Here is a 4,099-nt window from a genome sequence, read left to right as displayed (position 1 = left end):
AACCCCTAACCACCTGTTTACAAGACAGGTGCGCTACCGATTGCGCCACGCCAGCGGGCCCCCGCCGGGCAGGCGAGGAACGCCGAAAGCGTAACCGAGCCCAGCGGCATACGAGAAAAGAAGGACGGCCCCGCGACCACCCAGGGGGTAGTGGTCACGAGGCCGCCCGGCTTCAGGGGCTGGGTCTGCCTCAGGGGAGGCGGATGACCTGGCCGACGTAGATGAGGTCAGCGTTCCTGATCGTGCCGCGGTTGGCGCTGAACAGGGCCTGCCAGCCGCCGCGCACGTCGTGCTTCGCGGCGAGCTTGGACAGGGTGTCGCCGGCGCGCACGGTGATCTTCGGGCCGTTGGCCGTGGAGACGACCGGCGCCTTGTTGACCGTCTTGGCCCTCTTCGGCGCGTACGACTTCTTGGTCGTCGTCTTCTTCGTGGTCGTCGTCTTGGTGGTCGAGCGGCTCGCCTTCACCGGGGCGCTCGTGGCGCCGCCGTTGGCCCTGGTGAGGCCGGCTCGGACCGAGCAGACCGGCCAGGCGCCGGGGCCCTGGGAGGCGAGGACGCGCTGGGCGACGGCGATCTGCTCCGAGCGCGACGCGAGGTCAGCCCGTGGCGCGTACTTGAGTCCGCCGTAGCCGGCCCAGGTGGGCTGGTAGAACTGCAGGCCGCCGTAGTAGCCGTTGCCGGTGTTGATGCTCCAGTTACCGCTGGACTCGCACTGGGCGACGCGGTCCCACACGGAGCCCTCGGCCTTCGCGGAGCCCGCGGTGGCCAGGCCACCGATGACGGTGGCGGCGCTGGCGAGGCCGACGCCCGCCACGCGGTGCTTCATGCGCAGCCGCTTCTGGGCAGCGTGCTTCGACTGGTAGTGCATGGGTGTATCCCTTCCTGACGAGCGCCTGCGGGGTTAGCTGTCGGGTTGGGGCCGTCAGGTTGGCCCCGTCGCTCTCGCGACCTCACCCCAAGCCGGCTGTGCGCCGGCAATGTTGGGTCCCCCGTCCTCGCGCGGCCGGAGTGTCCGGTTGACGTCCCTGGCTGGCGAGGCTCGGCGCTTCAGGGACCGCTTGCTGTGGGTGGCTGTGTGAAATTTTCGTGCCACACCGTGTGGAGCCAATGTGGTGAGGCCGCCCGGTTTCGACCCGCCTGAGCGGGCTGACCGGAGGCCACGAGGGATGACGCTACGTGACGATTCGACGAGAGACAAGCCAGCCCGAGATCTTTTCGTGATCTTGCCTTGACCATCTCTTTACTCGAAGTCTGGTTAGGTTGCCCGCCTCACGGCCCGAACGGGTTCCCGTCGAATGGCACCCACGTGCTCGTGCCGCCCTTCAGGGCCACGAGTGCGAGGACCACCCCGCCCGCTGCGAGCACCCCGGCCACGACCTGAGCCGCGAGACCCATCGGCACCAGGCGACGGACGATCGAGCGCGATCCCCGACGCAGGGACGCCCCGCCGGGCCCCCACCACATCACGGCCACCGCGAGCCCTCCGCCGACGACGAGCGTGAGGGGCGTTCCGGGATCAAGGTCGCTGCCGGTCGCGCCGCTGAGCAGCAGCGCCGCCGAGAAGACTCCGGCGACCGCCACCGCGGCAGGCAACAGCATGGCGACGGCGGTGGCGACCGCCCCGACGAGGACGTGCCACGGGCTCGTGACCACAGCCCACGGCACGTCGCTGGGGCGCCGACCGCGGTCGTAGCGTCTCAGCACGAGGCCCGTCATGGATCGGTCCACACCACGGGCGACCACGGACCAGCCGACGACGGCGGCGACGGCGATGCCCGGCCAGAGGGCGAGCGCCCCGAGCCAGGCCACCGCTGCTGCGAGGAGCGTGCCGGTCCGCCTCGCCAGCCCGATGCGCGGATCGCCTTCCCGCTCAGGCTGATCGGGTTCGTCCCACCCGTCGTCGTAGTCCTCCTCCCACTCCTCGACCTCATCTCCATGGCCGTATGCCGCTGGGCTCGCCTCGGTGTGCGGGGCCCGCCAGGCACGGGGTGGGGTCCGTCGGGAAGGAGCCTCCACGACGGGAGGTGCGGCGGGCCCGGAGGAGTGCAGGGCCGGTGGGAGGACCGCGGTGCTGCGCGGCTGGAACACCTCCGTCGGTCCGGTCGGCGCCTTCCCGTTGTGGGCGGGGTCGTCCCAGGTCCCGCCACGCGGGTTGGGCACGGTGGCCGCCCGCCCCGCGGCGAAGCGGGACAGGGCCTTGATGACGTCGTCGGCGTGCGGTCGCCCGGCGGGGTCAGGGGCCAGGGACGCACGCAGGAGCGGGACGAGGCGAGGGTCGACGCCGTCGAGGTCGACCTCGCCTGCACGAACCTTCGCGAGGACGACGTCCATGCGCCCCCGCCCGAAGGGTGGCCGGCCCGAAGCCGCGAAGGTGATGGTCGCAGCCCACCCCCACCAGTCGGTCGCGTCCGTGATCGGAGCTCCCTCGACGAGCTCCGGGGAGAGGTAACCGGGGGTTCCCATGACCAGGCCACCCATGGTGTGGCGAACGTCATCCTGGATGTGGGCGATGCCGAAGTCGATGAGGACCGGCTCGCCGTCCTCGAGCAGCACGTTGCCGGGCTTGATGTCCCGGTGGACGACGCCGCTGGCGTGGATCGCCCGGATGGCCTCGGCAGTCCCGCACGCGAGGCGGAGCAGTGCGTCGGGATCGAGCGCGCCGTGCTCCTCCACCCAGTCGTCCAGGGCCGGCCCCGGGACGTAGCGCGTCACGATGTAGGGACGCGGGGCCGTGACGTCGGCGTCGATGACGCTGGCCACCCGGTGGTCGCGGATCCGCGAGAGCGTGTCTACCTCCCGACGCAGGCGCATTCTCGCCTCGTCGTCGCTCGCGACATGGGCACGCAGCACCTTGATGGCGACGGCTCGGCCCCGGGGGTCGAGGGCGAGGTGGACGACACCCATCCCGCCCTCGCCGATCTCCTCGACGAGCCGGTATGTGCCGATGCGCTCATGCCGGGGCCGCTCGATATCGGCTGGTCGGTTCGGCCCGGCGCGCCGCGGACCCGTGGCGGGTGCGGGCACCCAGCGGGTCCGATCGTGCGCAGCCATGCCCCTACGGTAAATGACCAGTGGGCGAACCGAGCCCGGGTCGGGCCCGCGCCGCGTGAGTTGCGGAGCTCGCTTATCAGTGCGTGATGTAGTCCCGCAGCTGATCGCGCTCCGACTGGAGCTCGGAGAGACGGTGCTTGACGATGTCCCCGATGCTGACGATCGCGGTGAGCTTCCCGTCGCCGTCGAGGATCGGGACGTGGCGCACGCGCAGCTCGGTCATCGTGCCCGCCATGTCGGCGACGTCGTCGCGGGCGGTGCCGGTCGTGACCTCCTTGGTCATGATGGCGTCCACGGTGCCCTCGAGGATGCCCGGCCCGGACGCGTGCAGATGACGGACGACGTCGCGCTCGCTGACGATCCCGTCCACGTGCACCCCGTCGGCGCTGACGACGCAAGCGCCGATACGGTGCTCCGCAAGCAGGGCGAGGAGGGCCGAAACGGTGTCGTCGGGCTTGACGGTGACGACTCCATCACCCTTGTTGCGCAAAACATCCGAAATCTTCACGCTGCCCTCCTCGCGGATCGGGTACATCCGAGTTGTGCGGGCGACGCGACCGCTGCACGCCCTGAGTCGACCCTAGAACGGGACTACCCGGGGCGCCAGAGCTGGGTCGATAGAGTGAGACACGTCTACCGCACGCCCGGCTTGGGCCCCAGGTCGCGGCATGCCCTCTGACCGTGCACCGCCAGGAGTTGATTCGGTGACGACCCGCAGAAAGACATTCGACCTCGTCATCGCGGCGAACCGCCTCCCCGTCGACAAACAGGTCGACGAGAACGGGAAGGTCGGCTGGCGGCGCAGCCCCGGTGGCCTGGTCACCGCCATGGAGTCGGTGATGCAGACCAACCCGGGCGCGTGGGTGGGCTGGGCCGGCGACGCCGGGGAGCCTCCGGCGCCCTTCGACGAGAACGGTATGCACCTGCGCCCGGTCGGCCTCAGCGCGGAGGAGGTCCGCGACTTCTACGAGGGCTTCAGCAACGACACGCTCTGGCCCATCTACCACGACGTCATCGTTCCCGCGTCCTTCCACCGCGAGTGGTGGGC

General features: G+C 70.6%; 4 protein-coding genes and 1 riboswitch. Of the genes, 1 reads left to right on the top strand and 3 read right to left on the bottom strand.

Annotated features, from left to right (window positions below; translation table 11 throughout):
* Positions 1-190: 190 nt before the first annotated feature.
* The 3 genes from LOY02_RS18180 to LOY02_RS18170 all read right to left on the bottom strand — a co-directional run bounded on the left by LOY02_RS18180 (position 191) and on the right by LOY02_RS18170 (position 3,559).
* Positions 191-868 carry a transglycosylase family protein gene (locus LOY02_RS18180; RefSeq protein ID WP_317183781.1) on the bottom strand — a complete coding sequence of 226 codons (678 nt, stop codon included), beginning with the start codon at positions 866-868 and terminating at the stop codon, positions 191-193.
* A 5-nt stretch (positions 869-873) separates the two neighbouring features.
* Positions 874-1,055, bottom strand: a riboswitch (cyclic di-AMP (ydaO/yuaA leader).
* Positions 1,056-1,269: 214 nt separating this feature from the next.
* Positions 1,270-3,051, bottom strand: coding sequence for a protein kinase domain-containing protein (locus tag LOY02_RS18175; protein WP_317183780.1), 1,782 nt, complete (start codon positions 3,049-3,051; stop codon positions 1,270-1,272).
* A gap of 76 nt (positions 3,052-3,127) precedes the next feature.
* Positions 3,128-3,559, bottom strand: coding sequence for a CBS domain-containing protein (locus LOY02_RS18170; RefSeq protein WP_317183779.1), 432 nt, complete (start codon positions 3,557-3,559; stop codon positions 3,128-3,130).
* Between the two features lie 160 nt (positions 3,560-3,719).
* Here LOY02_RS18170 and LOY02_RS18165 point away from each other — a divergent pair.
* The coding region (locus LOY02_RS18165; protein WP_410505977.1) for a trehalose-6-phosphate synthase at positions 3,720-4,099 on the top strand (380 nt) is incomplete at its 3' end.

The organism is Intrasporangium sp. (assembly GCF_032907665.1).
Taxonomy (GTDB): domain Bacteria; phylum Actinomycetota; class Actinomycetes; order Actinomycetales; family Dermatophilaceae; genus Intrasporangium.
The sequence above is the reverse complement of the archived record's forward strand: the minus strand, read 5'-3'. Positions and strand labels throughout refer to the sequence as shown.